At 70.5% G+C, this 24482-nt stretch carries 22 protein-coding genes; 6 read left to right on the forward strand and 16 right to left on the reverse strand.

Translation table 11 applies throughout. The features are described from left to right. Nucleotides 1-2: 2 nt before the first annotated feature. A complete protein-coding gene (locus ACFOWZ_RS22540) occupies nucleotides 3-737 on the reverse strand; it encodes a lysophospholipid acyltransferase family protein (protein ID WP_382375842.1) in 735 nt (244 codons plus the stop codon). A 175-nt stretch (nucleotides 738-912) separates the two neighbouring features. Between ACFOWZ_RS22540 and ACFOWZ_RS22545 the strand changes: the two genes are divergently transcribed. Both ACFOWZ_RS22545 and ACFOWZ_RS22550 read left to right on the forward strand, forming a co-directional pair. Next, nucleotides 913-1407 (forward strand): hypothetical protein, encoded by a 495-nt coding sequence (locus ACFOWZ_RS22545; protein ID WP_382375516.1) that lies wholly within the window; start codon nucleotides 913-915, stop codon nucleotides 1405-1407. A 446-nt stretch (nucleotides 1408-1853) separates the two neighbouring features. Further along, on the forward strand, nucleotides 1854-3548 hold the full coding sequence (locus ACFOWZ_RS22550; RefSeq protein ID WP_382375518.1) for a M16 family metallopeptidase: 1695 nt from the start codon (nucleotides 1854-1856) through the stop codon (nucleotides 3546-3548). A 130-nt stretch (nucleotides 3549-3678) separates the two neighbouring features. On the opposite strand, the gene ACFOWZ_RS22555 is transcribed toward ACFOWZ_RS22550, so the two are convergent. From ACFOWZ_RS22555 to ACFOWZ_RS22585, 7 genes are read right to left on the reverse strand one after another with little or no spacing between them, the layout of a single operon-like run. Then, nucleotides 3679-3909: a hypervirulence associated TUDOR domain-containing protein gene (locus tag ACFOWZ_RS22555; protein WP_382375519.1), complete on the reverse strand. Its 231-nt coding sequence runs from the start codon at nucleotides 3907-3909 to the stop codon at nucleotides 3679-3681. Between the two features lie 53 nt (nucleotides 3910-3962). Beyond that, nucleotides 3963-4937 (reverse strand): ROK family glucokinase, encoded by a 975-nt coding sequence (locus ACFOWZ_RS22560; protein ID WP_382375521.1) that lies wholly within the window; start codon nucleotides 4935-4937, stop codon nucleotides 3963-3965. Next, entirely contained in the window at nucleotides 4937-5296 is a 360-nt protein-coding gene (locus tag ACFOWZ_RS22565; protein WP_382375523.1) for a hypothetical protein, read from the reverse strand. Before ACFOWZ_RS22565 ends, ACFOWZ_RS22560 begins: the two co-directional genes overlap by 1 nt. 26 nt (nucleotides 5297-5322) lie before the next feature. After that, entirely contained in the window at nucleotides 5323-6546 is a 1224-nt protein-coding gene (locus ACFOWZ_RS22570) for an ArsA family ATPase (protein ID WP_382375525.1), read from the reverse strand. Further along, complete coding sequence (locus ACFOWZ_RS22575) at nucleotides 6543-6983, reverse strand: SRPBCC family protein (protein WP_030465001.1); 441 nt, start codon at nucleotides 6981-6983, stop codon at nucleotides 6543-6545. The genes ACFOWZ_RS22570 and ACFOWZ_RS22575 overlap by 4 nt, the downstream gene beginning before the upstream one ends. A 22-nt stretch (nucleotides 6984-7005) precedes the next feature. Continuing rightward, nucleotides 7006-7794, reverse strand: a complete 789-nt coding sequence (locus tag ACFOWZ_RS22580) for a metallophosphoesterase family protein (RefSeq protein ID WP_382375527.1) — start codon at nucleotides 7792-7794, stop codon at nucleotides 7006-7008. Between the two features lie 30 nt (nucleotides 7795-7824). Continuing rightward, complete coding sequence (locus tag ACFOWZ_RS22585) at nucleotides 7825-8205, reverse strand: polyketide cyclase / dehydrase and lipid transport (RefSeq protein WP_382375529.1); 381 nt, start codon at nucleotides 8203-8205, stop codon at nucleotides 7825-7827. 98 nt (nucleotides 8206-8303) lie between these two features. On the opposite strand from ACFOWZ_RS22585, the gene ACFOWZ_RS22590 reads away from it, so the two are divergent. Further along, complete coding sequence (locus ACFOWZ_RS22590) at nucleotides 8304-10100, forward strand: AMP-dependent synthetase/ligase (protein ID WP_382375531.1); 1797 nt, start codon at nucleotides 8304-8306, stop codon at nucleotides 10098-10100. 250 nt (nucleotides 10101-10350) lie between these two features. Then, complete coding sequence (locus ACFOWZ_RS22595) at nucleotides 10351-13227, forward strand: AfsR/SARP family transcriptional regulator (protein ID WP_382375533.1); 2877 nt, start codon at nucleotides 10351-10353, stop codon at nucleotides 13225-13227. Nucleotides 13228-13266: 39 nt separating this feature from the next. Here the strand turns inward: ACFOWZ_RS22595 and ACFOWZ_RS22600 are convergent, their stop codons facing one another. The 4 genes from ACFOWZ_RS22600 to ACFOWZ_RS22615 all read right to left on the reverse strand — a co-directional run bounded on the left by ACFOWZ_RS22600 (nucleotide 13267) and on the right by ACFOWZ_RS22615 (nucleotide 17559). Continuing rightward, entirely contained in the window at nucleotides 13267-14370 is a 1104-nt protein-coding gene (locus tag ACFOWZ_RS22600; RefSeq protein WP_382375535.1) for a glycosyltransferase family 4 protein, read from the reverse strand. Between the two features lie 10 nt (nucleotides 14371-14380). Next, complete coding sequence (locus ACFOWZ_RS22605; protein ID WP_382375537.1) at nucleotides 14381-15148, reverse strand: hypothetical protein; 768 nt, start codon at nucleotides 15146-15148, stop codon at nucleotides 14381-14383. A 10-nt stretch (nucleotides 15149-15158) separates the two neighbouring features. After that, complete coding sequence (locus ACFOWZ_RS22610; protein WP_382375539.1) at nucleotides 15159-16163, reverse strand: C40 family peptidase; 1005 nt, start codon at nucleotides 16161-16163, stop codon at nucleotides 15159-15161. 64 nt (nucleotides 16164-16227) lie between these two features. Then, nucleotides 16228-17559 carry an NYN domain-containing protein gene (locus ACFOWZ_RS22615; RefSeq protein ID WP_382375844.1) on the reverse strand — a complete coding sequence of 444 codons (1332 nt, stop codon included), beginning with the start codon at nucleotides 17557-17559 and terminating at the stop codon, nucleotides 16228-16230. Between the two features lie 183 nt (nucleotides 17560-17742). On the opposite strand from ACFOWZ_RS22615, the gene ACFOWZ_RS22620 reads away from it, so the two are divergent. Continuing rightward, nucleotides 17743-19443, forward strand: a complete 1701-nt coding sequence (locus ACFOWZ_RS22620; RefSeq protein ID WP_382375541.1) for a DEDD exonuclease domain-containing protein — start codon at nucleotides 17743-17745, stop codon at nucleotides 19441-19443. A gap of 276 nt (nucleotides 19444-19719) precedes the next feature. Here ACFOWZ_RS22620 and ACFOWZ_RS22625 read toward each other — a convergent pair whose 3' ends face one another. Continuing rightward, complete coding sequence (locus ACFOWZ_RS22625; RefSeq protein ID WP_382375543.1) at nucleotides 19720-20376, reverse strand: dioxygenase family protein; 657 nt, start codon at nucleotides 20374-20376, stop codon at nucleotides 19720-19722. 114 nt (nucleotides 20377-20490) lie between these two features. Here ACFOWZ_RS22625 and ACFOWZ_RS22630 point away from each other — a divergent pair, with 114 nt between their 5' ends. Continuing rightward, complete coding sequence (locus tag ACFOWZ_RS22630) at nucleotides 20491-20778, forward strand: Lrp/AsnC family transcriptional regulator (RefSeq protein ID WP_030465012.1); 288 nt, start codon at nucleotides 20491-20493, stop codon at nucleotides 20776-20778. Between the two features lie 64 nt (nucleotides 20779-20842). Here ACFOWZ_RS22630 and qcrB read toward each other — a convergent pair whose 3' ends face one another. From qcrB to qcrC, 3 genes are read right to left on the reverse strand one after another with little or no spacing between them, the layout of a single operon-like run. Then, the gene (gene qcrB, locus ACFOWZ_RS22635; protein WP_382375545.1) at nucleotides 20843-22507 is read right to left on the reverse strand and encodes a cytochrome bc1 complex cytochrome b subunit; all 1665 of its coding nucleotides are present in this window, start codon (nucleotides 22505-22507) and stop codon (nucleotides 20843-20845) included. Then, nucleotides 22504-23628 carry a cytochrome bc1 complex Rieske iron-sulfur subunit gene (gene qcrA, locus ACFOWZ_RS22640; protein ID WP_382375547.1) on the reverse strand — a complete coding sequence of 375 codons (1125 nt, stop codon included), beginning with the start codon at nucleotides 23626-23628 and terminating at the stop codon, nucleotides 22504-22506. Before qcrA ends, qcrB begins: the two co-directional genes overlap by 4 nt. After that, entirely contained in the window at nucleotides 23625-24437 is an 813-nt protein-coding gene (gene qcrC, locus ACFOWZ_RS22645; protein ID WP_382375549.1) for a cytochrome bc1 complex diheme cytochrome c subunit, read from the reverse strand. The genes qcrA and qcrC overlap by 4 nt, the downstream gene beginning before the upstream one ends. Nucleotides 24438-24482 lie beyond the last annotated feature (45 nt).

Consider the following 24482-nt stretch of genomic DNA (forward strand, 5'->3'; position numbering starts at 1 on the left):
GGTCAGCCCGCCTTCGTCTCGGGCACCCGGTCGGCGGCCTTGCCCTGCTCGGGCACGCTCGTGGGCTGTTCCTTCGCCTTGGCCGCGTAGACGTCGACGTACTCCTGGTCTGACAGCTCCATCAACGCGTACATGATCTCGTCGGTGATCGACCGGAGCACGAACCTGTCGCCGGACAGGCCCTCGTAGCGGGAGAAGTCGAGCGGCTTGCCGATCTTGATGCGGATCGGGTACGGCTTCCACATCTTCGAGCCGATGGGGTTCGCCTTGTCCGTGCCGAACATCGCCACCGGGATCACGGGCGCGCCGGACTCCAGCGCGATCCACGCGACACCGACCTTGCCCTTGTACAGGCGGCCGTCAGGCGAACGCGTGCCCTCCGGGTAGATGCCGAGCAGCTTGCCCTCGCGCACGATCCGCACGCCGGTGTCGAGCGCACCCTGCGCGGCAGACGCGCTGGACCGGTCGATCGGCACCTGGCCGACGCCGGAGAAGAACCACTTCTGCAGCCTGCCCTTGAGCCCCGTGCCGGTGAAGTACTCGATCTTGGCGGGGAAGGTGACCCGCCGCGACAGCATCAGCGGCAGGAAGAACGAGTCGGAGACGGCGAGGTGGTTGCTCGCCAGGATCGCGCCGCCCTCCTTGGGGATGTTCTCGGCGCCCTCGATGATCTTCGGCTGGAAGAACAGCCGGAGAATCGGTCCCAGGAGGACGTGCTTCATGATCCAGTACAGCACAGCGGGAAGCGCCTCCCTAGACACCGAACCTTGATCCCGGCAACCAGCCTACGGAGCCGACCGCATCTCACACAACGAATCCCTGGTTGGTGCGTCACGGCCAGACTGAGCCGACTGCCGTAACCCGCAACACATCCGGCCCGTGCAACGATGAGGGGTCAGAGGGTTGCGGCACATGGAGAGGCTCTGGATGAACGCCCGGCGCGACTCGACCGACGGCCCCGAGAACGTCGACGAGCTCTTTGCCGAGATCGTCGCGGGTCTCGAACGGGACGGGGTCGGCAAGGACTGGCTCGACCTCGACGAGGCGGGCCCACAAGGTGTGCACAGCAGCCTGCACGACGACTCCGACGCACGCGACCAGATTCCCGACGACACGGCCCAGGAACTCGACGAAGAGCCCGAACGCCGAGATCGGGACGACGAGGACCACTACGTTCCGCCGGAGCCGCCGCCGTTCCCGGTGCTGCGCGCGTCCACCCTCGCCGCGCTCGGCCTGTTCGTGCTGGGCATCGTCCTGCTGGTCGCTCCGGGCCTCTTCGGACTGCAGCCGCGCATCGGCACCCCGCTGTCCCTCGTGGCGCTGTGCGCGGGCGTCGGCTGGCTGATCCTGCGCATGCGCAACACCCCTCCGCCGGACTCCGGATGGGACGACGGCGCCCAGGTGTGACACGTCACGTCCCGGTTGGTAACGGCGTGATAACGGCCACTCAAACCTTCAGATAACGATTCGGTCATGCCTACGGTGTCGGCATGGACCAGATGCAGCACCTGATGATGGCCCGCGCCATGGCGACCCTGGGCAAGAAGGACGCGGAGCGCGCCAAGCGTCGCCGCCCGCGCATCCTGCGCCTGCTCGGCCGCTAGTTCCCGGCCGTTCGAGCCGGGTGTTCGTGGCCGGCGAACGGACCCCGACACGCCCGCCGCGACGCCTCACCCCCACGCAAGCCCGCCGCACCCCAGGTGCGGCGGGCTTCGGTGCGTTCAGGGCTCCTTGTCCCCCGACGAGACAGGTTGTTGTCGGCCGATCGGCCATTACTGACCCGCGGGGATGGCGGTCTATCACGACGCCGGTCACGTTGGACGCATCAACCGCGCTGACCTGGGGCAGGGACCATGATCCGACACACCGAGGTGGACGGCGTGCCCACCGTGATCGCACCGGCCCGCGGCCCGATGAGGGCAGGCCTGGTCTTCCGCGTCGGCATGGCCGACGAAACTCTCTTCACCTCGGGCATCACCCATCTCGTCGAACACCTGGCGCTCAGCGGGCTCGCGCTGCCGGACTACCACGCCAACGGCAGAACCGAGATGGTCAACACCCACTTCTACGTGAAGGGGTCGGCCGACGAGGTCAGCACGTTCCTGACGGGCACGTGCGATGCGCTGACCTCCCTCCCGCTCAACCGGCTCGAGACCGAGAAGACGATCGTGCGCACCGAGGCCGCGCGCCGGGGCAACGCCGCCAACTGGGAGCACGTGGTCAAGCGCTACGGCGCGCAGGGCTACGGGCTGGCGAACGGCGACGACTTCGGAGTCGGCTTGCTGCAGGCGCGGGAAGTCGTCGAGTGGGCCGCGGACTGGTTCACGCGCGAGAACGCGGTGCTGTGGATCGCCGGTGACGACGTGCCCAGGGGACTGCGCCTGCGCCTTCCCGGCGGTGTCCGCCGCCCCGCGCCGCGCGCAACATCGCTACCGCCACTGCTGCCCGCCTACTTCCACAGCGACGACGGGCAGGTGTCGATGGACGCCGTCGTGCCGAGATCCACCGCGGCCACCGTCCTGTCGACCGTCGTCGAACGCCGGTTGTTCCAGACGCTGCGGCAGGAGCGCGGCGGGTCGTACCTGGCCACAGCCGCGTACCAGCCGCGCGACGCCGACCACGCGACCATCACCGCACTCGCCGACACCCTGCCGGAGAAGCAGGACGTGGTGGTCGACGGCTTCATCGAGGTGCTGATGGCGTTGAAGGCGGGCGACGTTCCCGCGACCGACGTCAACGCGGCCAGGGCTCAGCTGAGGACGACTCTCTCCGATCCCGACTTCGAGGCTGACTCGATGGTCGCCACGGCCACCGATCTCCTCAACCGCGGGCGGTGCTCGACCGTGGAGGAGCTGCTCGCCGAGGCTGACGCCGTGACCCCCTCGGACGTCCACGAGGTCATGGTCGAGGCGATGGGGTCGGCACTGCTGCAGCTGCCGTCGGGGTACGAGGCGGACGAGGCCGGGTTCGCGCACATCTCGATGTACTCGCCGGTCGTGGTAGCTGGACGCCGGTACTCCACCTACGAGCCCTCCGAACTGGGCCTCGTCATCGGCAACGCCGGCGTCAGCCTGATCTTCCCCGACGGGGCGTTCACGGTCCGATACGACGAGTGCGTCGTGATGGAGGCGTGGCCGCATGGCGCGCGCAGGCTGGTCGGCGCCGACGGCTGGGTCGTTCCCGTCAACACCAGACGCTTCGAAGTCGACCCGCGGGCGATCGCGGTGATCGACGCCGGCGTGCCCGCATCGGTGGTGGTCTGGCGGCCACCACTGCCAGAGGCGACGGCCGAGGCCGTGGACACAGTGGCTGAGACGCCGACGGCCGAGCCGCGGCGGGGACGCGGCTGGCTGAGGACCACGGCCCGCGTGATCGCCTGGACGTTGTTCACCAGCTGGTTCGTGTTCGCGCTTCTCGCCACGGCGGGCATGGCCGCCAAGGACGACGCGACGGCCGCCAGCTGGATCGGGCTCGCCGTCGTCTGGTTCGTCGGCTGGCCGTTCAACGCGCTGTTCCGCAGTCGCGGAAAGCTGCGAACCGCAGCCTGAGCCACGCTCCCCAGATTGCCCGCAGAACCGATATATCAGTTTCTGGCAACCGCTGACCTGCGCCTTAGCAATGGGACTTTGGACTTCGTCCGCAAAAGAGTCGTTGCAAAGGGGTGGGCAGCGCGGCGGGTCAGTCGGTGGATGAAGGGCGGTGACGGCGCAGGGCCTCGGGCTTGTGGACGGCGGCCCGGCCGCTCTTCGCGCTGCGCACGCGGTACTGCGGCTCCTCCTCCGAGGCCGTCACCTTGCGACCGGCGGCGTGCGTCTCACTGGTGATCTCCTCGACGACCTCGCCGTGCGTGCGCGAGCCGTGGCTGGACCACTCGACCTCGTCGCCGGGTTTGTAGGAACGCTTCGTCATGGTCGCGGGATACCCCGCTGAGAAGCGTCAACTCGGCGAGGTGGCGTGAGCGATCAGGAGCGGCGCGCGTTGTTCTTCGTCAGGGACGCGGCCATCTCGCGGGCCAGGGTCGCCGCGCCCACGATGCCGGCGTCGTCGCCGAGCTGCGCGGTGCGGATCCTCGCCAACGGCCGGTGCCCGGCACCGGTCACGACGGAGGCGTAGCGCTCGCGGGCGTCGTCGAGGAACAACGGCGCCGACTCCGACACCCCTCCCCCGATGACGATCACCTCGGGGTCGTAGACGTCGGCGACCAGTGCCAGGCCCTCTCCCAGCCACCGGGCCAGGTCGGCCATCGCACGCTTGGCCAGCGGATCTCCGTCGCGGGCCGCGCCGGCCACCCGGCGTCCGGTCACCGCGCGGGAGTCACCGGCGGCCTCGCGGGCCAGGACCGTCGACACCCCGGGGTGCTTGGCCAGCAGTTCCACCGCGGTGGCCGACAGGGCCGTGCCGCTGCAGTAGCGCTCCCAGCAGCCGTTCTTGCCGCACGGGCAGGGACGGCCGTCGGGCACGACGCGCAGGTGACCCAGCTCGGGAGCGACGCCGTGAGCCCCGCGGAAGACCTCGCCGTTCAGCAGAAGCGCCGCACCGATGCCCGTGCCGATGGCGACCAGCACGGCCGTGCGTGCGCCCCGTGCGGCACCGAAGCGGTGTTCGGCGAGGGCTGCGGCGTTCGCGTCGTGCTCCAGGACGACGGGCATGCCCAGGCGGTCGCTCATGCGGTCGGCCACGTCGGCCTGCCGCCACGCCAGGTGGGGTGCGAAACGGACCGTGCGTCGGTCTGAGGCGATGAAGCCCGCCACGGCGAGACCGACGGCGTTCACGGCGTGCCGGGTCGCAACCTCCTCCACCGCGGCCACGATCGCGTCTTCCAGCGCGCGCTCGCCCGCCGGGGTCGGCGCGCGCGAGGTGTCGAGCACCGAGCCGCGCGCGTCCACGACACCAGCGCGGACGCTGGTGCCACCGATGTCCACTCCGACGGTGAGCACTAGTCGGTCTTCCTGACTACCTTGATGTGCTGCACCCGCTGGCCCGCGTCCGGAACGTCGCCGGACTCAGCAGGGCCCGCCGACGGCGGTGGCGGCGGGGCACCGGGCTCCCGCAGAGCCGCGCGCAGCACCGCCACCAGGCCCGCCGCGTGTTCGGCGGCCTTGGCGGCGAGTTCCGAGCGGTCACCGCGCAGCAGCGCGACGCCGTTGCACAACGGGCACCAGCCGCACGTCTCGGGCGTGTGCGAGCCGTCGCCCGCCTCGGCGACGCGCTGCAACCACGGCTGCATGCGCTCGGCGGCGGTGTCGATGAGCAGCCGCAGCTCCTCGGCGAGCTTGCCGGTGTTGTCCTGGGTCATCACAAGCTCCTGATCAACGCCCCGCATCAACGCCACAGCGAGGGGTCCGGGCGGAACCCCACCGTGACGCCTCCCGAGTCCATCTCGGCGCCGGTCACGATGCAGCGCCTCAACAACGACGGCAGCGCCACGAGCCGACGCCTGCCGTCGACGGTCAACGCGAGGTCGTCGCCCACGCGTGCGAGGTCCAGCTCCGTGTCGTCTGCCAGCGGCAACGCGATCCGCAGCGAGTATCGGGCGTCGAGTCCGCGCCCGCTTCCCGACACCTCCAGCAACGACCCCGCAACCTCAGCAGCAGGAACCGCGGCACCCGGCAACGGGTCCTCGTCGCCGTACAGCTGCGCGGCGACCTCCAGCAGCGCCGACACGCCCACGGGCTCCGACGCGCGGTGGTCGACCGTGCGGATCTCACCGATCCCGGTCAGCTCCGCCAGCACCGCGTCCTGCTCCTGCCGGCGGGTGCGCAGCCACGTGGCGGCGGCACCACGCGCGGCACCGGGCGACGGCACCAGCCGGTTCGCGATCACGCTGTCGACGCGGATTCCCTGCAACGCCAACGCGGTCAGCGTCCGCCGCGTCTCGGCGGCGACCACGCGTTCCGGCGTCAGCACGAGCCGCACCGAGCACCCGGACGGGTCGGCGAGCATCGTGCGCAACGCGTCCAGCCGCTCGGCGAGCCTGCTCAACGCGTCCGCCGTCGCGTCCCACTTCTCGACGGTCCCGGTGCCCGCGACCCCCGCCAGCAACCCGCGCACCACGCGCCGGTGCGTCGGGAAGAGCCGTTCGAGGTACCCCGCGAACGCCTCCGGCAACGACAGCAGCCGCAACGTCTCCGCGGTCGGCCCGCAGTCGACGACCACGACCTCCCACGGTCCGGACGACGCGAGCCGCCGCACCTCCGCGAGCGCGAGGAGCTCCTCGACGCCCGGCAGCACGGTCAGCTCCTCGGCGTCGAGCTCGTCGACGCCCGCGCCCGCCAGCACGGTCCGCAGGTGGCCGCGCAGGTCGCCCCAGGCCTCGTCGACGAGGCCCCGGGGATCGATCTGGCACGCGAACAAGCCGCCTGATCCATCCACTTCGGACGGTTCGGCGGACAGACGCACGTCGAGCGCGTCTCCCAGCGAGTGCGCGGGATCGGTGGACACCACGAGCGCCTTGCGGCCGTGCGCGGCCAGCGAGGCGGCCGTGGCGGCCGACAGCGTCGTCTTTCCGACCCCGCCCTTGCCGGTGAAGAGCAGGACCCGGCTCAAGCCGCCTTCTCCGCGCGCTTCTTGAGCTCCTTGAGCGCGGTGTCGAGGATCAGCTTCTCGGCCTTGCGGCGGAACAGGCCGATCATCGGGATCACCAGCTGCACCGACAGCGTGTAGGTGACCTTGGTGCCGGTGCCGGACGGCGCCAGCACGTAGCTGCCGTGCTGCGCCTTCTGCATGGTGCCCTTGACGAGCTCCCACTTCACGGACAGACCGTCGGGGGCCCAGTCGTACTTCAGGGTGTACTCGTCCTTCACGGGACCCTGGTCGATCGCGAACCGCACCTGCTCGGCACGGCCGTCGTCGCGGGTGTCGAGGACCTCGACCTCTTTCATCCCGTTCGCCCAGTCCGGGTACGACGGGAAGTCCGCGATGATCGCCATGATCTTCTCAGGCGGAGCGTCGATGACGATGGACTGAGTGGACTCGTCGGCCATGACGGGCAGGTTACTCGCGTCTTTACCAGTTGAGGACGTGAGGCTTGCCGCTGCGCTGGAAGTGCCCGACGTTGACGCACTCGGTGTAGCCGACGCGCACCCGTCGGGCCAACGGCTGGTGCACGTGCCCGAACACCGACCAGCGCGGGCGTTCGCGCACGATCTTGTCCAGCGCCGACCGGGAACCCCACTCGGGACGGCGCGCCACGACGTCGTACGTCAGTTCCGCGACCATCGGCGGGATGTGCGTGCACAGCACGTCGACCTGCCCCATCCGGTCCAGCGCGGCCGCCATGTCCTCCTCCGTGCGCAGGTACGGGAACCACGGCGCGTTGGGGTTGCGGACGAGACCGGGCAGCATCAGCCCGCCGCCCGCGAACCCGAACTTCAGCCCGCCGATCTCCGTCGCCTCGCCGTCGAGCACGTGCACGCCGTCGCCGGCGAACTGCGGCCACAGGTGCGGACTGTCCACATTGCCCGGTGTCGCGTACGTCGGCGCGGACATCGCGGCGAACAACGCGTGGTACTGCTCCAGCACCGCTTCTTCCACGACGGAACGGGCGTTCGCGAGACCGTCCCACAGAGACCGGATGAAGCTCGCCGTGTCCGCGCGCCTGGTGCCGCGTCGCAGCTCGGCGAAGATCCCGACCTTCTCGGGCCCGAAGACGCGCCCGAGGATCCCCTTGGAATGGTCGTGGTAGTCGACGAAGTCGATCAGGTCGCCGAGCACGACGAGCGCGTCCGCCCCGTCGCCGGCACGCGCGAGCGCCTCCGCGTTGCCGTGCACATCCGAGACCACGTGAACCCGCACGCTTCCAACCTAGTTCACGAATCGGCAAGATCACCCGTGCGGCGGGCAGCCAGGCGGACGACCGTCCTCCAGAGTCAGCTTGAGACCCAGGGCGACGGACTTCGCGTCGAGCTGACGGCGTTGCACCTCACGGCGGGCGTTGCGCGGCGTGAGCGAGCCGGCGGGCGGATCAGCGCGGAGGAAGTAGTGCAGCACAGTGCCGTCGAGCATCGGCTCGAGCCAGATCTCCATCGTGCCGACGAGCGCGCCGCCGACGGTCCACCTCAGCCCCTCTTCACCGCGGTCGGCGTAGACGTCGAGCTCCAGATCGGGCCAGAACGCGCGCCACGACGAGGGCGCGGCGAAGGCTGCGGCGACCACGCTGGGCGGCACCGCCAGAAAAGTCTCGTCTACGACGTCCACGCTGGCCATGGGCTCAAAAGGTAACGGAAGGGCGTACCAGCCTTTGTATCGCCGGAATCACACGCTAAGTTTCCCCACCAGTAACAAATCACCGTACGGAGGTTGACGTGCGCGAGTTCAGCGTCCCCGCCACCGCCGCAGTGGCTCCGGAGGAGAACCTCACCGACATGGTGTGGGCCAACGCGGAACGCTTCGGCAACGCCGTCAGCTTCCGCAGGCAGGTGGACGGCACCTGGGTGGACATCACGGCGCGTGATTTCGCCGCGCAGGTCATGGCTGTCGCCAAGGGCCTGGTCGCGGCTGGTCTCGAGCTGGGCGACCGGGTCGGTTTGGTCTCCAAGACGCGCTACGAGTGGTCGTTGCTCGACTTCGCCATCTGGGCGGCGGGCGGCGTCGTGGTGCCGATCTACGAGACGTCGTCGGCGGACCAGATCGAGTGGATCCTGTCCGACTCCGGCGCCAAGGCGGTCTTCGTCGAGGCGTCGTCGCACCGGGCGCTGGTCGACGAGGTCGTCGGCAAGCTGCCGGAGCTGCGCCACGTGTGGCAGATCGAGGGTTCGGCGGCCGCGGTCGACGAGCTCACCGCGCTGGGCGCCGAGATCACCGACGAGCAGGTGCACGAGCGCCGCGCGCAGGTGAAGGCCGACCAGACGGCCACGCTGGTCTACACGTCCGGCACCACGGGCCGCCCGAAGGGCTGCACGCTGACGCACCGCAACCTGCTGTCCGAGGTGCGGTCGGCGCTGTCGCGGTTCCCCGAGATCCTGACGGCGGGCAACTCGCTGCTGCTGTTCCTGCCGCTCGCGCACATCCTGGCGCGCGCGCTTTACCTCGCATGTGTGTACTCGCGGGCGACGCTGGGCCACACGGCGGACGTGAAGAACCTCGTCGAGGACCTCGGCCAGTTCCGGCCGACGTTCGTCGTCGCGGTGCCGCGCGTGTTCGAGAAGGTCTACAACGGCGCCAAGCAGAAGGCGCACGCCGGCGGCAAGGGCAAGATCTTCGACGCCGCCGAGGCCACGTCGGTCGCGTACAGCACGGCGCTCGACAACGGCGGTCCCGGCCTCGGCCTGCGGATCAAGCACGCGGTGTTCGACAAGCTGGTGTTCGCGAAGCTGCGCGGCGCACTGGGCGGTCGCGCGATCGCGGCGGTCTCCGGTGGCGCGCCGCTGGGCGACCGGCTGTCGCACTTCTTCCGCGGCGCGGGCATCCCGGTGTACGAGGGCTACGGCCTCACCGAGACCTCCGCGGCGGCGTGCGTGACGTTCAAGGGCCAGGAGAAGGTCGGCACGGTCGGCCTGCCGGTGCCCGGCACGTCGGTGCGGATCGCCGAGGACGGCGAGATCCTCATCAAGGGTGACATCGTGTTCACCGGCTACTGGAACAACGAGGCCGCCACCAAGGAGGCGCTCGAGGACGGCTGGTTCCACACCGGTGACATCGGCGAGCTCGACGGCGACGGCTTCCTGAAGATCACGGGCCGCAAGAAGGAGATCATCGTCACCGCCGGTGGCAAGAACGTCTCCCCCGCGCAGCTCGAGGACCGCATCCGGGCGCACCCGCTGATCTCGCAGTGCATGGTCGTGGGCGACAAGCAGCCGTTCATCGGCGCGCTGATCACGATCGACCCGGAGTTCTTCCCGTCGTGGAAGGAGTCGCACGGCAAGCCCGCGTCGGCTGAGGTGCCCGACCTGATCGAGGACGCCGACCTGCTGGCCGAGATCCAGGCCGTGGTGGACGAGGCGAACAAGTCGGTGTCGAAGGCGGAGGCGATCCGCAAGTTCCGGGTGCTGCCCGTGGACTTCACCGAGGCCGGTGGCGAGATGACGCCGTCGCTGAAGCTGAAGCGTTCGGTCGTGGCGACGACGTACGCGACGGACATCGACGCCATCTACGCGAAGTAAGAGGGTCCAATGCGCGAAAGGCCCAGGAGCTGAGAGAGAGAGCTCCTGGGCCTTTCGACCCCCAGCGATCGTGATCCGCAGAGATTCCGCGGAACCCGAGAAGTTTGTTGCCCCGGCCCCCCGACCGGGACATGAAGAAGATTGCCGTACGTCGCTGACGTATCGCTGACGCGCCGATGTCACTCGGCGACAGCGCGCTAATAGGCTGTCCGGTAGACGGGGATCATCAGGTGCGCGCGAGGGGACGGCAATGGCTTCGGGTCCGCAGTTCCGGCTGCTCGGCCCGATGGAAGTGCGCTTGGACGGTTCGGCGGTGGTGCTGCGCGCCGGCAAGCACCGGGCGCTGCTCGCGGCGTTGCTGCTGAGGCCGAACCGCGTCGTTCCCGTGACGGAACTGGTCGAGCACGTGTGGGGTCACGCGCCGCCTGCCCGCACACGTGGCACGTTGCAGACGTACGTGATGCGGCTGCGGGCGGCGCTGGGTGATCCGTCGCTGATCCAGACCGCCGCCGACGGCTACCGCATGCGCGTCGACCCCCTGAGCGTGGACGCGCACCGGTTCGCCGACGCGGCTGCTCGCGGACGTCTCGCCGCCACCGCGGACGACCTGGTCACGGCGCGGAAAGCGTTTGCCGAGGCGTTGGAGCTGTGGCGCGGCCCGGTGCTGTCGGACGTGCCGTCGGAGACGCTGCACTCCGAGCACGCGCCCCGGCTGACCGAGCTGCTGATGACCGTGCACGAGCAGCGGATCGACGTCGAACTGGCGCTGGGCAACCACGCGGACCTGGTGCCGGAGCTGTTCGCGCTGACGCGGGACCACCCGTTGCGCGAGCGGTTCTGGGCGCAGCTGATGCTCGCGCTGTACCGCAGCAGCAGGCAGGCGGAGGCGCTGGAGGCGTTCCGGCAGCTCGACCGGACGCTGGACGAGCAGCTCGGCATCGATCCGTCGGAGGAGCTGCGGTCGCTGCACCAGGCGATCCTCGTGGGGGCGCCGGAGCTCGCCGCGCCGGTGGTCTCCCGTGAGCCGGAACGCGCGCAGGTGTCGCCGATGCGGCTGCCGGACGACATCGCGGACTTCACCGGGCGCGCCTGGCACGTGGAACGGATCTCCGGCCTGATCACCGGCGGTGCGGTGCCGATCGTGACGCTGGCGGGGCAGCCGGGAGTGGGCAAGACGACGCTCGCGGTGCATGCGGCGCACCTGTTGAAGGACCGGTTCCCGGACGGTCAGCTCTACGTCGACCTGCGCGGGTACGCCCTGGGGCCGCCCGCCGACGAGATCGACGTGCTGTCGCGGTTCCTGCGGGCGCTGGGGGTGCCGCCGGACGAGATCCCGCCGGACGCGGACGAGCAGAGCACGATGCTGCGGTCGTTGCTGTCGGGCCGGCGGATGCTGCTGGTGCTCGACAACGCCTCCGCACCGGACCAGGTGCGGCCGCTGCTGCCGGGCACGGCGTCGTGCCGGGTGATCGTGACGTCGCGGGACGACCTGCGGGGCCTGATCGCGATGAACGGCGCCCGCACGGTGCCGGTGGACGTGTTCGGTCCCGCGGAGTCGGCCGCGTTGCTGGAGAAGCTGCTCGGACCCGGTGACCACGCGGAGCTCGCGCAGCGGTGCGGGCACCTGCCGCTCGCGTTGCGGGTGGCGGCGGCGTACCTGGCCGGACGCGGGGACGTGACGATCTCCGGGTCGCCGATCGAGCTCGCCCACGCCGCGTTGCCGCCCGCGCCGCAGCGGTTGTTCCGGCTGTTGTCCCTGGTGCCGGGGCCCGACTTCACGCCGGAGGCCGCCTCCGCGCTGGCGGACGTGGACGCCGAGGGCCTGCTGACCGTGCTCGCGATCGCCAAGCTGGTCGTCGCCGCCGGGCCGGGGCGCTACCGGTTCCACGACGAACTGGTGCGCTACGCCGCCGCGTTGCGCGAGGAGTGGGACAGCCCGGCCGAGCAGGAGGTGGCGTGGACGGCGCTGCTGAACCACTACCTGCGCGGCGTCGAACGCTGCGCCGAACTGCTGTACCCCGGGATCGTGCGGCTGCCGACGTCCGCGTCCGGCCCAGCGCCGCGGATCTCGACGCCTGCCGAGGCCCTGGCGTGGCTCGACGCGGAACGGCCGAACCTCATCGCCGCCATCCGGGCCGCGGCCGAGCACGGCCCGGCACCGATGGCGTGGCAGCTGGCCGACGCGTTGCGCGGGTACCTGTGGATCGGCCAGCACGTCGGTGAATGGCTCGCGACGGCGCACCACGGGCTCCTGGCCGCCCAGGCGTCCGCGCACCGCCCGGCCGAGGCCGCGATGCACGCGAACCTCGGCACCCTCTACCTGCGGCTCGGCGAGTACGCGCGGTCGGTGGAGCACCACGACCACGCGATCGAGCTGTACCGGGAGCTGGGTGACAAGGACGCCGAGGCGAGCGTGCTGAACAACCTCAGCCTCGTGCACCGCCGGTCCGGAGAGCTGGGTGCCGCGAAGGACGCGCTGGTCCGCTGTCTGGAGATGCTGCGGTCGGCGGACAGCATCAGCACCGGCCTGTACAACCTCGGCCAGCTCGCCGTCGAGCTCGGCGAGATCGACGCCGCCGTCGACCACTTCGCCCAGGCGCTGGCTCTCGCGCCGAACGCCGACAGCCACACGTACCTCGGCATGGCGCTGCGCCTGCGGGGACGGGTGGACGAGGCGCGGGCGCACCTCGACCGTGCGCTGGAGATCGGCAACGTCCCCGCGGGCGAGGCCGAGGCCCTGGAGAACCTCGCCGCGCTGGAGCTCGCTTCCGGGGACACCGAGGCGGCGGTGTCGCTGGCGTCACGGGCGCTGTCGCTGGTCGGCGACGGCGGGGACCAGCAGGTGGCGACGTCGGTGCGGATCACGCTCGGCGAGATCCGGTGCGCCCGGTCGGAGTTCGACGACGCCGTCGCGTTGTTCGACCAGGCGCTCACGACGGCACGCCGGATCGGCTACGGCTCCGGCGAGGTCAGGGCGTTGATCGGTCTGGCAGTGGTGTGGCGTGACCTCTCGCGTGACGCCGACGCCTGTGAAGTCAAAGCCCGGGCCGCCGCGGACGAGGCCGTGCGGCGCAGCGCCGAGCTGGGCTTGCGCGCGTTGGAGAACCGGGCCCGCGACCTCAACTGATATATCGGATATCGGATATCAATCAGTATCGGATATCAATCAGGCGATGAGGCCTTCGAGGCGGTGCGCGAGCTGGTCCCACCGCCAGTTCTCGCTCACCCACTCCCGGCCGGCGCGCCCCATCTTGGCGGCCATCTCGGGATCGGAGAGCAAGGCGGCGACCCTGTCTGCGACCTCGCTGACCTCACGGCCGTCGACAACGTTGCCCGTGACGCCGGTCAGCACGGTCTCCGGCGCGCCGCCGGACCGTCCCGCGACCACGGGCAGCCCCGTCGCCGAGGCCTCCAGGTAGACGATGCCGAGGCCTTCGACGTCGAGACCGCGACCGCGGGTGCGGCACGGCATCGCGAAGACGTCGCCGGCGTTGTAGTGCGCGGGCAGCTCCTCCCACGGCACCGAGCCGGTCAGCACGACGTCGCGGTTGCCGGAGGCCAGCTTCTCCAGCGTCTTCCGGTACGGCCCGCCGCCGACGATCAGCAGCACGGCGTCCGGCACCGACCGCTGGATCAGTGGCAACGCGCGGATCAGGACGTCCTGGCCCTTGCGCGGCACCAGCCGTGACACGCACACGACCACCGGCCGGTCGCCGAGCCCGTACCTCCGCCGGATCTCGGCACGCGCGGCGGGATCCGGGCGGTACAGGTCTGTGTCCACACCGGACGGAAGGTGCTCCAGCGCCGCCATCGGCCCGAACGCCGCCGCGAACCGCGAGCGGGTGTAGCGGCTCACGTACGTCACAACGTCCACACCGGACCCGATGGCCCGCAACGCCTGCCGCGCGACCGGCAGCATCGACCAGCCGACCTCGTGCCCGTGCGTGCACGCCACCGCGCGGCTGAGCCCGAGCGACGGTGCCAGCAACGCGAGGGGCGCCGCGGCCCCGAACCACGCGGCCTCACACGACTCGGCCCGCGCGATGTCGCGGGCGCGCGCGAGGACGTCGGGCGTCGGCAGCATCAGCGACGTGGGATGCCGCACGACGGGGAACGGCTGCGCGGCGTCGAACTCCTCGGCGCCCTTCCACTTCGGCGCGTACACGACGAGGGACTCCGCGGGCAGCCGTGTGGCCAACGCGTGCAGGTAGGACTGGATGCCGCCGGGGCGGGGCGGGAAGTCGTTGGTCACCAGCAAGGTTCGGCGCACGAACCCAACGCTATCCGATGCTCGATCGCAGGAACTCGCGCCAGCCGGTGACGTCGACGGTGCCGGGCTCCACAACGGACATCGACGCGTGCTTGAGGAAGAAGTCCACGACACCGCGCTCCCCCAGCCCCGACTCGAGGTAGACCATGATCGAGTACGCCTGCTGGTAGGCCAGGTCGCGGCCGGGACCGCCGAAGTCCGCGGGCAGCGCGGAGACGTCGGCGGTGAGCAACGGCGCGGCCTGGCGCAACGACAGCCCGAGCCCGTGGAACGCCACCCAGTCCGCGAACCCCTCCACGAGCCACAGCGGGGCAGAGTCCGAAGTCAGGTCCCGCGTCGCGACGTGCGTGATCTCGTGCCGCAGCAGCAGCCGCAGCTCGATCTCCGACAACGGCGCCGCACGCGTCCGGTTGAGGACCACGCGCTGCCCTGCACCGTCGCGGATCGCGATCCCGGCCATGTCCGCGAACGCCGGTCCGACGAGCGACACGAGCTCGGCGTCCGACGCCGGAACGACGACGTCGACCCGTTTCGCCCAGCTGATATCCAATATATCGGCGACGTCGTGCACCGATCCGTCGAGCAGTCGCGACACCCGCGCCGCGAGCTCGCCGTCGCAGGTGCTGCTGGTCACCGTGCCCGCCGCAACCGTCTGAACAGCCTCTTTGCAATGGCGAGTTTCCGTCGGCTGCAACTCAACAGGTCGCATTGCAACGGTCAGACCCAGCAGGAACGTCATGGCGACCGTGACCGCCAGCAACGTCCGGAGGTGCTTCACCGGCGCAACGCTAGCCCTCGATGCGCCGAATCACCGCGATGGGCCCGATGGCGTCGATCGGGGCGATCTTCACCGGTTGGCCCTCCGTCGAGGCGTGCACCGCCCTCGCGTTGTCGACCGCCATGGCGACGTGTGACCGGCTCGAGTAGTAGATGATCAGATCGCCTGCACGGACTTCGCCGCGCGACACCGCGCGTCCGACGCCGGCCTGTCCGCCGGACGTGCGGGGAATCGTGACACCGGCCGCCGCGTAGGCCTTCATCGTCAAGCCGGCGCAGTCCCACTGGTCGGGGCCGGTGGCGCCGTACTTGTACTCGTCGCCGCGGTGCGCCAGCGCGAACGCCAGTGCCAGCCCCGCGGTACCGGCGGGCACGCTGACCGGCGAGCGGTCGCCCGGATCGCGCAGCTTCGTCACGACGGGGGCGGGCAGGCGCGCCAAGGCCGTCCGCACGTCGGCGATCTGCGCCTGCAACGCCTGGTTGCGTCCGTCCAGGTCGGCCTTGAGCTTCTCGGCCGCCGTGGTGGCCTCGGCGGCACGGGCGCGCGCGGTCTCCGCCACCTGGTGCGCCTGACGGGCCTTCTCCACCGCACCGGAGAGCCGGGCCAGCGACTCGGCCCTGTCGGCGGCCAGCATCCGCATCATCTCCAGGCGGATCAGGAAGTCCTGCTGCGAGTCCGCCACGAGCAGCGCCGACAGCTGGTTGAACCGCGCGCCCTCGAACGACGCCTGGGTGATGAGGTCGACCTGGCCGCGGAACTCGAACTCGTCGGCCTTGGCCTGCCGTTCGATCTGCTGCGCGGCCCCGACGGTGACGTTCGCGCGTTCGAGCTCGGCGCGTCGCTGGACCAGATCCTCCTGCGCGCGCAGGACTTCCTCGTTGAGCTTCGTCGCCTGCGCCGTCAGCTCGGCGTACGCGCGCGCCGGATCAGCCGGTTGCGCGGCTAAAGAGACGGCCGGCATGGCCGAGAAGAGCAGCACGACAACGACGACACCACGGGTGAGCTTGCGCGACATGAGCCGCCGATCCCCTTCGCCAGAACAAGACCGTCAAGATCGACGGCGTCAGGCTACCGGGTGATCAAACGCGCCCGAGACGGGCCAGCAACACGGCGGACGGCACCGGGTGCGCACCACGACGACGCACCGAGTCCGCAACGGCGCGGTCTGACGTCACCACCACCACAGGACGCCCCTCGGGCTCTGCGGTGACCAGCGCGCGAATCACGTCATCGGCCAGAACACCGGGGTCGCTGAAAAGCACACGCACGCCACGAGGGGCCGCTGCGGGCACAGCCACCACCCCCGCGCCGTCGAACACCAACGTCACCTCGGCACCCGTGCGTGCGGCCAGCACCGCCAGCTGATGCACGAGCCGGTCGCGCTGGTCCGACAACGACAGTTCCGGATAGCCGGTCTTCGTGACGTTGTAGCCGTCCACCACCAGGTGCACCGCCGGCAACGCCAGCAGCCGGTCCAGTGCCGCCGGGTCCTCCACGCGGCCCACGGCCCCCTGCGACGCGCTGGCGCCCCGCACGAGGTCTGCCGGACGCGGCCCTGTCCCGCCGAGGGCGAGCTCCCGGCGCAGGCCCGTGACGGCGCCGTCGAGCGTGTCCACGAGCAGCGCGAGCCGCACCTCGTCCGCCTGCCGGGCCTCCCGCGCCGACTGCCGGGCCACCTCGGCGTCCGCGATCGCCCGCTGCGCCTTGCCCCGCTCGGTCTCAGCCCGTTCCCGCTCCCGGTCGCGCTCGGCGGTGAGGCGCTTGACCTCGTCCGCGGCGCGTTCCTGGATCTTGTCCGCCGCTGCGGCCGCGGCCTCCGCGGCGTCCTTGGCCTCGCGCAGCTTCACGCCCTGCTCGCGCAACCGCTTGCGCAGGCGCTCCAGCTCGATCTCGGCGTCCGCGCGGACGCGTTCGGCGGCACCGTCGAGCTGCCTGCGCTCGGACCGCAGCCGCTCCAGCTCGCTCTCCAGCCGCTCCGCACGCACCACCGCGGCGTCCCGCTCGGCCCGCAGCGTCGCGTCACCTACCCGCCGCGACACCAGCTCCACGTAGTGCGGGGCGACCTCGTCACCGGTCAGCACCGCCGCGGCGGCCGCCGTCACCGGGTCCGGCGAGGTCACCTCCAGCGTGGAAGGCCGGTTCTTGCGCAGCCACTCGACGACGGCGGTGCGGAAGTTCGCCGAGTCACGCAGACCAGCCACGACCTGGGGGCCGCCCAGCCGGGCGCGTTTGGTCGGCGCGAACTTCGCCACCGGGCGCAGGTGCTGGGGCACGTCGACCTTCGCCATCTCGCCCAGCGCGTCCGCGCCCAGCTCGGCCAGTCTCACCCGCAACGGCTCCGGCAGGGCCGACCAGTCCACAGCGGACTCGCCTGCCTCCTCGGCAGGCTGGTCGAACTCGGGCTCGGGCATCGGGTCTGGCACCCCCACAGGCTAGAGCCCCCGCACCTGAGCAGCGCACGGACATCTCCGCCCTCCGGAACAACGATCTGGAAAAGATCACCCGTCCACCACTCCAATGGAGCAACCGCAGGTCAGCAGGGTCGCGGAGATCACCACCGAAAATTGTCAGACCCCGTCGCTAACGTCAGCCGCGTGACCGGACAACTGTCCTTCGACGAGCTCGGGACGCCTCTGCGCGACACCACTTTCGTCGTCTTCGACCTGGAGACGACGGGTGGCAGCAACGAGGAGGACGCCATCACCGAGATCGGCGCGGTGAAGGTGCGCGGCGGCGAGGTGCTCGGCGAGTTCGCGACGCTCGTCGACCCCGAGCGCGGCATCCCGCCGCAGGTGGCTCAGCTGACCGGGATCACGCAGCTGATGGTGACGGGCGCGCCGAGGCTGCAGACGGTGCTGCCCGCGTTCCTGGAGTTCGCGGCCGGGGCGGTGCTGGTGGCGCACAACTCTGGCTTCGACGTCAGCTTCATGAAGGCGGCCTGCGAGCGGCACGGGTACCGGTGGCCGAAGCCGCCGGTGGTGTGCACGGTGAAGCTGGCGCGGCGCGTGCTGAGCCGCGACGAGGCGCCGTCGTGCCGGCTGTCGGCGCTGTCGGATCTGTTCCACACGTCGACCCGCCCGACGCACCGCGCGCTGGCCGACGCGCGTGCGACGGTCGAGGTGCTGCACGCGTTGCTGGAGCGCGTCGGCAACGTCGGCGTGCACTCGCTGGAAGAGCTCCTGGCGTACCTGCCGGAGGTGACACCGGAACAGCGCCGCAAGCGCTCGCTCGCCGCCCACCTGCCGTCCACGCCGGGCGTGTACCTGTTCCGCGGCCCGAAGGAGGAGGTCCTCTACGTCGGCACGGCCTCGGACCTGAGACGTCGTGTGCGGCAGTACTTCACCGCCAGCGAGGGCAGACGCAGGCTGCGGGAGATGGTGTCGCTCGCGGTGCGCGTCGACGCCGTCGAGTGCGCCCACCCGCTGGAGGCCGAGGTGCGCGAGCTGCGGCTGCTCCGCGCGCACCGGCCCGCGTACAACAGGAGGTCGAAGAACCCGCACCACGCGTGGTGGCTGGTGCTGACCGACGAGCCGTTCCCGCGGCTGTCGCTGGTCAGAAACCCGCGTGACGGCGCGCTCGGCCCGTTCCGCACCCGTCAGGCTGCCGAGTCGGTGGCCGACGCGCTGCTCGACGCCGTGCCGCTGCGCTCGTGCACGATCAAGATCCCGGCGACGAACCAGCGGGCCTCGCCCTGCGCGCTGGCCGAGCTGGGCCGCTGCCGGGCACCGTGCGCGGGCAGGCAGACGGTCGAGGAGTACTCCCCCGCGGTCGTCGCGGTGCGCGATCTGGTCGTCGGCCGCAGCGCCGACCCGTTACGCACCCTCATCACCCAGCTCGGCGGCCTGGCGTCGGCCGAGCGCTTCGAGGAGGCGGCGCGGCGACGCGACCGCCTGGCAGGCCTGGTCCGGTCACTGGACCGCGCCCAGCGCCTGGCCGCCCTCGCCGCACTGCCCCAGCTCGTGGCCGCCCGCCCGGACCGAGAGGGCGGCTGGGAGTTCTCGGTGGTGCGCTACGGCCGCCTGGCCTCGGCCGGTGTCGCCCGCCACGGCACCCGCCCGATGCCGGTGGTCGACGCGCTCGTCGCCTCGGCGGAGACGGTCGTGCCGACGGCCGGTCCGCTGCGAGGTGCACCGCCCGAGGAGACAGGGGTGGTGCTGCGCTGGCTCGACCAGCCGGGCACGCGCCTGGTGTACGCGGACGAACCCTGGTCCTCGCCCGCCGGTGCCGCGGCGGCGTGGCTGCCGTGGGCGGAACAGGCGGCAGGCGCGCGCCCGCTTCACGACCGCTGGAACTGAGACTCGTCAGGTCTCGGGACTCCGCCTGGCCACCGGCGGCGCGAGTGCCGTGATACGAGCGAGATGCCTGTGGCCACCGGCAAAAACCTGGTGCTTGGCCCGTGCCTGGCCACCAGTCTCGTGGGTGCCGTAGCCGTCGGCGGGGAACTGGCCTTCGCTCGTGCCGGGAACCACACCAGGCCACCGGTGGCGCGCGTACCGTGGCGCGAACGAGCCCCTGCCGGTACCGCTGAAACCGCAACGGGCGCGGGCCCCGTGAGGCCCGCGCCCGGTCCATCACGCCACCGGCGGCGGACCTCCAGGGCCTCCCGGTCCGGTCATTCCGTCGTCACCACCCACCTCGGTGTCGGAAAGATCCAGCCCGACAGTGAACGTCGCCGCATACCCTCGCCCGCGTCGCGCAGGCCGCAGCAGCATCTGGTCACCGACACCATCGGCGCTGTAGATGCCGTCCTGCGCGTTGGTCGTGTCCGGTGCGCCCTTGGCCGCGTACGGCGCCACGGCGAGATAGCCCGCCTTATGGATGTGGACGGTGCGCCCGCGGTACCAGCCGGGCAGGACCGTCGTGAACCGCGCCCACCCCGTCCGGTCGCTCACCTGGTAGCCGCGCAGGAAGTTCCGCCCGTCCGTGCCCTCCCTCGGCACGTCGGAGTAGAGGCCAGCCGCGTCGCAGTGCCAGATGTCGACCACTGCGTCCTTCAGCGGCGTGCACCGGCCGTCGGCGACCTGCAACACCCGCGGTGCCAACGCGAACACAGTTCCCTCGGACATCACGCCGTTCGACGTGTCCTGGCGGATGTCGGAGCGGTTCAGCCGGTCGTCGACGTGGTACGGGCCCTCCGTCATCTCCGGCCTGACGACGCAGTCCAAGCAGTCGGCGGGCTCGGCGGCGGCGACACCGGTCGAACCGACCGCGAGCGCAACACCGGACATGCCGAGAATCGCGAGAGCCTGCGAGCTTGTGCGTGACCCGTGCGGAGGCTGTGGGCGAGCTGTGGGAACCTACGGATGCTCGAGCCACCCGTGCACAGATCCGAGGAGGACGCCGTGGTCACCGCCATCGTGCTGATCCAGGCCGCTGCCGAACGCATTCCCGAGGCGGCGCAGGAGATCGCCGACATCGACGGAGTCACGGAGGTGTACTCCTGCGCCGGTGACGTCGACCTGATCGCGCTCGTGCGGGTCAGCAAGCACGAGGACCTCGCCGCGCTGGTGCCCGGCAAGATCAGCAAGGTCGCCGGCGTGCTGAACACCGACACGCACATCGCGTTCCGCAGCTACTCGAAGCGCGACGACGAAGCGGCCTTCTCGATCGGCCTGGACGACGCCCAGTAAGCACCGAACAGCGAAAGGCCCCCGTGAGTGTTCACGGGGGCCTTTCGCTTGTCTCAGCTGAAGGTCAGGCCTTCGGGTCGGACGGCTTGCCCGCGAGCTCGCCGGCCTTGTCCTCGGCGCTGATCTCCTCGGACGCGTGCGCCTTCTTGCGCGCGTTCTCCAGGGCCACGGTCTCCTCGACCGGGTCCGGGGACCACGTGCTGCCCGGGACCGGGTGACCGGCCGAGCCGAGCTTGTTCATCTTCTTCGGCACCGACGCGCCCTGGTAGGCCAGGGGCAGCGGGTGGCCGTGGTCGTCCACCGGGCCGAGCGGCTGGTGGATCTCGATGAACTCGCCGTGCGGCAGGCGCTTGATGATGCCGGTCTCGACACCGTGCTCCAGCACCTCGCGGTCACCGCGCTGCAGGCCGATGCAGATGCGGTAGGCCACGAAGTACGCGATCGGCGGCAGGATCAGCATGCCGATGCGGCCCATCCACGTCGTCAGGTTCAACGAGATGTCGAACTTGTACGCGAAGATGTCGTTGCCGCCCATGAGCAGCAGGACCATGAAGTACGTGATCGCCATCCAGCCGAGCGCGGTGCGGACGGGCACGTCGCGCGGGCGCTGCAGCAGGTTGTGGTGCGCGTAGTCCTTGGTCATCTTGCGCTCGATCCACGGGTAGACCGCCGCGATGCCGGTCAGCAGCGGCAGACCGAGGATGAACGGCAGGAACGGCGCCGGGATCGTGTAGTTGCCCAGGTAGAACTCCCACGCGGGCCAGATGCGGACCAGGCCGTCGGTCCAGCCCATGTACCAGTCGGGCTGCGAGCCGGCGGAGACCTGCGCGGGGTTGTACGGGCCGAAGTTCCAGATCGGGTTGATCTGGAAGACGCCACCCATGATCGCGATGACACCGACGACGATGGCGAAGAAGCCACCGCCCTTCGCGGCGAACACCGGCATGATGCGGACACCGACGACGTTGGTCTCCTTGCGGCCCACGCCCGGGAACTGCGTGTGCTTCTGGTACCAGACCAGCGCGAGGTGCGCCGCGATCAGGCCGAGGATGATCGCCGGGATGATCAGGATGTGCGCGGTGTAGAGCATCGGGATGATGTCCGTGCCGGGGAACTCCCCGCCGAACATCAGCCAGTTCAGCCACGTGCCGATGACCGGGAACGAGATCAGCAGCGCCGCCATGACGCGGAGGCCGGTGCCCGAGAGCAGGTCGTCCGGCAGCGAGTAGCCGAGGAAGCCCTCGATCGCGCCGAGCATGAACAGCACGATGCCGATGACCCAGTTGATCTCACGCGGCTTGCGGAACGCGCCGGTGAAGAAGATCCGGAACATGTGCACGACGATCGCGGCCATGAACAGCAGCGCCGCCCAGTGGTGCACCTGGCGGACGAACAGGCCACCGCGCGTCTCGAACGAGATGTCGAGCGTCGAGGCGAACGCGCGCGACATCTCGATGCCGCGCAGGTTCTCGAAGGCACCGTTGTAGGTGACCTCGGTCATCGACGGGTCGAAGAACAGCGCGAGGTACGTGCCCGACAGCAGCAGCACGATGAAGCTGTACAGAGCGATCTCGCCGAGCAGGAACGACCAGTGCGTCGGGAAGACCTTGTTCAGCTGTTTGCGCAGGCCAGCTGCCGCGTGGTAGCGCTCGTCGGCAGCGTTGGCCGCCGCTCCGGCGACGCGCGCGGCCGCGTTGGCCGGCTTCGTCGGCGTGGTGATGGCACTCATGACTTCCGCTCCCAGAACGCCGGACCCACAGCCTCGATGAAGTCGCTGCGGGCAACCAAGTATCCCTCTTCGTCCACAGTGATTGGAAGCTGGGGAAGAGGACGGGTCGCCGGGCCGAACCGCGGCTTGGCGTACTCGAACACGTCGAACTGCGACTGGTGGCACGGGCAGAGCAGCAGACCGGTCTGCTGCTCGAACAGCGACGTCGGGCAACCCAGGTGCGTGCAGATCTTCGAGTAGGCGTACAGGTCGCCGTAGTTGAAGTCTTCCTGGCCGGCGCGCTTGGTGATCGCCTGGTTCGGGCGCATGCGGATGAGCATGACCGGCGCGTCGGCCCGCTTGAGGGCCGCGACCAGGGCGTGCTCGTCGTTGCGCTCGGACTCGCGGAACGGGAACACCGTCTCGAAGCCGCCGGGCTCGACGTCCTCGGGACGCACCAGCGAGACCTCGTGGAAGTTGCCGGTGTGGCGGCGGAGGTAGACCTTCTCGCCCTTTTCGGCCTTCCAGCCGGTGTGCCACAGCGAGTTCTTGGTCTCGCTGTCCGAGTGCGGGTTCTTGATGAGCGCGCCCAGCGGGACGGCCGCCACGCCGAGACCCAGCACGCCGGCGCCGAGGCCCGCGGTGCGCTTGATCAGGCTGCGGCGGGCGATGCCGCTGCGCTCACCGGCGTCGGCGAGCTCCGCGACCAGCGTGGCGCGGTCGACCTCGGCCGACGGGCCGTCGTGACGCTGCTGCACCGCGAGCTCGTCCGGGATGAACTTCTTGGTGTAGAGCAGCGCACCGACGCCCAGGCCCACCACGGACAGGCCCAGGAACAGGCCGATCAGCGGGTTGTAGAGCATGTGCAGCAGGTGGCCGTCTGTGTGCGGGGCCTCGTACTGCCACGGCCAGAACAGGAACACGCCGAGGAACGCCAGACCCGACACCGCGGAGATCATGAACCACAGGGCGACCTGACGCTGAGCGCGACGCTCGGCGCGGGTGCCGGGGACCGGCCACTTCTCCTCGTAGTGGACGAGCTCGACGCCGTCCATCTTCGTGCCGAGCTTGACGAGGTCGTCCCGGCTCATCTCCGCGAGCTCTGCCTCGGTGGGCAGCTCGACCGGCTTGTCGCCGCTCATGCCTTGGCTCCGATCCAGAGGGTCACGCCGATGAGCGCGGCGATACCCACGATGAACGCGATCAATCCCTCGGAGACGGGTCCGAACCCGCCCAGGGGGTTACCGCCGGAGTTGTTGTTTCCGTCGGTGACCGACTTGACGTACGCGATGATGTCTTTCTTCTCTTCCGGCGTGAGCTGGCGCTCGCCGAACTTCGGCATGTTCTGCGGGCCGGTCAGCATCGCCGTGTAGATCTGCTCCTCGGTCACGCCGTCGAGCGTCGGCGCGAACTTGCCGGACGACAGCGCGCCACCACGACCCGTGAAGTTGTGGCAGCTGGCGCAGTTGAGGCGGAAGAGCTCGCCACCGCGCGCCGGGTTGTCGCCGCGCAGGGCCTCACCGGACTCGGAGGGCTTCTTCGGGCCCTCGCCGCCGTTCGCGGTGATGTAGGCCATCAGCGCGTTGATCTCCTCGGGGGAGAGCTTCGCGGGCTTGCGGATGGCCTGAGCCTCCTGCCGCGCCATGGGCATGCGGCCGGAGGAAGTCTGGAAGTAGACCGCGGCGTCACCGACGCCGATCAGGCTCGGCCCGCGGTCCTTGACGCCCTCGAGGGAGTTGCCGTGGCAGCTCAGGCAGGTGTTGAGGTAGATCTGCTCGCCCTGGCGGACCAGCGCGTCCTGCTGCTGCGCGCTGGCGGTCTGCGCCTGGGGCGCGAACGCGGCGAACAGCATGCCCGCGCTCAGCAGGGCGAAGCCCAGCGCGAGCAGGCCGGCGACCCGGCGGCGCAGCTTCGTGCGGGCGCCGCGAGGGCGTTTCGTAGTGGTGGTCATGGTGTGCGGCAACCCTTGCTGTCAGTTCGGGAGCTCGTGGCTGGG

The sequence above is a fragment of the Lentzea rhizosphaerae genome (genome assembly GCF_042649515.1).
In the GTDB taxonomy this organism is placed as follows: Bacteria; Actinomycetota; Actinomycetes; order Mycobacteriales; family Pseudonocardiaceae; genus Lentzea; species Lentzea aerocolonigenes.

Excerpts from the sequence above, each read along its gene's own strand:
- ACFOWZ_RS22545 (WP_382375516.1), top strand. The coding sequence starts at position 913 with ATGGAGAGGCTCTGGATGAACGCCCGGCGCGACTCGACCGACGGCCCC.
- ACFOWZ_RS22550 (WP_382375518.1), top strand. The coding sequence starts at position 1,854 with ATGATCCGACACACCGAGGTGGACGGCGTGCCCACCGTGATCGCACCG.
- ACFOWZ_RS22555 (WP_382375519.1), bottom strand. The coding sequence starts at position 3,909 with ATGACGAAGCGTTCCTACAAACCCGGCGACGAGGTCGAGTGGTCCAGC.
- ACFOWZ_RS22565 (WP_382375523.1), bottom strand. The coding sequence starts at position 5,296 with ATGACCCAGGACAACACCGGCAAGCTCGCCGAGGAGCTGCGGCTGCTC.
- ACFOWZ_RS22575 (WP_030465001.1), bottom strand. The coding sequence starts at position 6,983 with ATGGCCGACGAGTCCACTCAGTCCATCGTCATCGACGCTCCGCCTGAG.
- ACFOWZ_RS22585 (WP_382375529.1), bottom strand. The coding sequence starts at position 8,205 with ATGGCCAGCGTGGACGTCGTAGACGAGACTTTTCTGGCGGTGCCGCCC.
- ACFOWZ_RS22595 (WP_382375533.1), top strand. The coding sequence starts at position 10,351 with ATGGCTTCGGGTCCGCAGTTCCGGCTGCTCGGCCCGATGGAAGTGCGC.
- ACFOWZ_RS22610 (WP_382375539.1), bottom strand. The coding sequence starts at position 16,163 with ATGTCGCGCAAGCTCACCCGTGGTGTCGTCGTTGTCGTGCTGCTCTTC.
- ACFOWZ_RS22615 (WP_382375844.1), bottom strand. The coding sequence starts at position 17,559 with ATGCCCGAGCCCGAGTTCGACCAGCCTGCCGAGGAGGCAGGCGAGTCC.
- ACFOWZ_RS22625 (WP_382375543.1), bottom strand. The coding sequence starts at position 20,376 with ATGTCCGGTGTTGCGCTCGCGGTCGGTTCGACCGGTGTCGCCGCCGCC.
- qcrB (WP_382375545.1), bottom strand. The coding sequence starts at position 22,507 with ATGAGTGCCATCACCACGCCGACGAAGCCGGCCAACGCGGCCGCGCGC.
- qcrA (WP_382375547.1), bottom strand. The coding sequence starts at position 23,628 with ATGAGCGGCGACAAGCCGGTCGAGCTGCCCACCGAGGCAGAGCTCGCG.
- qcrC (WP_382375549.1), bottom strand. The coding sequence starts at position 24,437 with ATGACCACCACTACGAAACGCCCTCGCGGCGCCCGCACGAAGCTGCGC.